The 3,289-nt window shown below is 58.7% G+C and carries 1 rRNA gene; it reads left to right on the top strand.

The window, feature by feature from the left end:
• Positions 1-214: 214 nt before the first annotated feature.
• Positions 215-3,288 (top strand): 23S ribosomal RNA (locus KSX58_RS10565).
• The last annotated feature ends 1 nt before the right edge of the window (position 3,289 follow it).

A 3,289-nucleotide genomic window follows, 5' to 3' on the forward strand; every position in this document is an offset into this window, starting at 1 on the left:
GTGGCGCGTGGTGGTTTGAGAACTGGATAGTGGACGCGAGCAAGAGAAACTGAAAGAACGTTTCTTTTTGCTTATCGCGATTTCGCCAAACTCTTCAATTGAGTTTGGTTTCGAGATCGATCGTTTTGTGATCATTTTAGTGTTAAGATTTGTCGTCTGGCGATCTTGCTATCAGGAAACCCGCGGGTGGGGCAATGACAATTTGTTTTGCTGTTGTGCCGCTTGCGAGGGCGTATGGTGGATGCCTTGGCAGACAGTACCGATGAAGGACGTTTGAGGATGCGATAATCCTAGGGGAGCCTCCAACATGGCTTTGATCCTAGGGTCTCCGAATGGGGGAACCCGCCGGCCGTCATGGGCCGGCACCGCCTATGGGCGGGGGGTACGCAGGGAAGTGAAACATCTCAGTACCTGCAGGAAGGGATACTCCGTGAGTAGTGGCGAGCGAAAGCGGATCAGACCAAACCGGTTGCGCGTGATACCCGTCGGGGGTTGCGTTGCCGGTGTTGTGGGATCACGTGTCCCGGTTCCGACGGGCCGGGCGGGAGTCATAAAACGGCTTGCCAGGGGAACAGGCTTGAAGGCCTGGCCGTAGAGGGTGCCAGCCCCGTACCTGGACGTGAGCCGTCTTCCGATCGTGTTGTCCCAAGTAGCGCGGGCCTCGTGGAATCCCGCGTGAATCAGCCCAGACCGTTGGGTAAGTCTAAGCATACCTGTCTGACCGATAGCGTACCAGTACCGTGAGGGAAAGGTGAAAAGCACCCCGGGAGGGGAGTGAAACAGTTCCTGAAACCGTGCGCCCACAAACCGTCGGAGCCTCTGTGTGGGGTGACGGCGTGCCTATCGAAAAATGAGTCTGCGAGTCAGTGGCGGGTGGCGAGCATAAGCCGTGTGGCGTATGCGTAGCGAAAGCGAGTCTTAAAAGGCGTTTGTAGTCGCTTGTCCTGGACCCGAAGCGGGATGATCTAGCCCTGGGCAGGTTGAAGCGCGGGTAAGACCGCGTGGAGGACCGAACCCACCTGGGTTGAAAACCGGGGGGATGACCTGGGGCTAGGGGTGAAAGGCCAATCAAATTCCGTGATAGCTGGTTCTCTCCGAAATGCATTTAGGTGCAGCGTCGGTCGATTGCGTCGCGGGGGTAGAGCTACCGGATGCTTGCGGGCCCTTGTTGGGTACCAACAGCAGCCGAACTCCGAATACCGTTGACGTGTATTCCGGCAGTGAGTCGGCGGGGGATAAGCTCCGTCGTCGAGAGGGAGACAGCCCAGACCGTCGTCTAAGGTCCCGAAGCGTGTGCTAAGTGGGAAAGGATGTGGAGTCGCATAGACAGCCAGGAGGTTGGCTCAGAAGCAGCCATCCTTGAAAGAGTGCGTAACAGCTCACTGGTCTAGTGGTTCCGCGCCGACAATGTAGCGGGGCTCAAGCACACCACCGAAGACGCGGCAGCAATCTTCATGGTTGCTGGGTAGGAGAGCGTCCTGCATGGGGCGAAGCGGCCGGGTAACCGTGCCGTGGACCGTGTGGGAGTGAGAATGCAGACATGAGTAGCGAGAGACGGGTGAGGATCCCGTCCGCTGGATGACCAAGGGTTCCGGGGCCACGTTCGTCGTCCCCGGGTGAGTCGGGTCCTAAGGCGAGGCCGACAGGCGTAGTCGAATGGATGAACGGGTGGATATTCCCGTACCGACCATGGACCGGCAAAACCGAGACGGTGAGTACTAACCTCCGCCTCGTGGTGGTTCCTTCCTTCGGGTTGGTTCCGCCGCGTGGTGTTGGGAGCGTAGCCGTAGTAGGTCAGCGCAGGGGTGACACGGAATGGGAGCCGGCCGCGGAGGTGGTTTTCCGTGGTCAAGCACGCAGCCAGTCATGTAGGCAAATCCGCATGGCGCGCATGGCGAGGTGTGATGATGGGAGCCGTTATGGTTCGATATCCGGTTGTCCAGGCCGTCGAGAAAAGCCTCGGCGTGAGGGCCATGGCCGCCCGTACCCCAAACCGACACTGGTGGTCAGGTAGAGAATACCAAGGCGATCGAGCGAATCCTGGTCAAGGAACTCGGCAAATCACTCCCGTGCCTTCGGTATAAGGGAGACCCGCTGGGGTGAACCGGCTAGCCCGGGGAGCTTTGGTGGGTGGCACAGACCAGGGGGTAGCGACTGTTTACCAAAAACACAGGTGCATGCGAAGGCGAAAGCCGCTGTATATGCACTGACGCCTGCCCGGTGCCGGAAGGTTAAGAGGATCCGTCAATCCCTTCGGGGACGAAGCGGTGAATTCAAGCCCCGGTAAACGGCGGTGGTAACTATAACCATCCTAAGGTAGCGAAATTCCTTGTCGGGTAAGTTCCGACCTGCACGAATGGCGTAACGACTTCCCCACTGTCTCGACCAGGAGCTCGGCGAAATTGCAGTACGAGTAAAGATGCTCGTTAAGCGCAGAAGGACGAAAAGACCCCGGGACCTTTACTATACCTTGGTATTGGCGTTAGGCGCGGATTGTGTAGCATAGGCGGGAGGCTTCGAAGCGGGTGCGCCAGCATTCGTGGAGCCGCAAGGTGAAATACCGCTCTGTTCTCGTTTGACGTCTAACCTCGACAAGTCATCCTTGTCAGGGACAGTGCCTGGCGGGTAGTTCAACTGGGGCGGTTGCCTCCCAAAGAGTAACGGAGGCGCTCAAAGGTCCGCTCAGCCCGGTTGGCAATCGGGTGTCGAGTGTAATCGCACAAGCGGGCTTGACTGCGAGGACGACGGTCCGAGCAGGGACGAAAGTCGGAGATAGTGATCCGGTGCCGGCGCACGGGCGCGGCATCGCTCAACGGATAAAAGGTACCCCGGGGATAACAGGCTGATCATTCCCAAGAGTCCATATCGACGGGATGGTTTGGCACCTCGATGTCGGCTCGTCGCATCCTGGGGCTGGAGCAGGTCCCAAGGGTTCGGCTGTTCGCCGATTAAAGCGGCACGCGAGCTGGGTTCAGAACGTCGTGAGACAGTTTGGTCTCTATCCTCTGCGCTCGTTGGAATCCTGAGGAGGCCTGCCCATAGTACGAGAGGACCTGGGTGGACGAACCTCTGGTATGCCGGTTGTCGCGCCAGCGGCACGGCCGGTTGGCTACGTTCGGGAGGGATAACCGCTGAAAGCATCTAAGCGGGAAGCCTGCTCCAAGATTAGGATTCCGTACGGTCTTGAACCGTTGTAGCCCGCATGTTGAACACGTGTTTGATAGGCCGGAGGTGGAAGCCCCGTGAGGGGTGGAGCCGACCGGTACTAACGGGCGACGGCGACACAACA

Source organism: Bifidobacterium sp. MSK.17.10 (assembly GCF_019129655.1).
GTDB classification, from domain to species: Bacteria; Actinomycetota; Actinomycetes; order Actinomycetales; family Bifidobacteriaceae; genus Bifidobacterium; species Bifidobacterium adolescentis.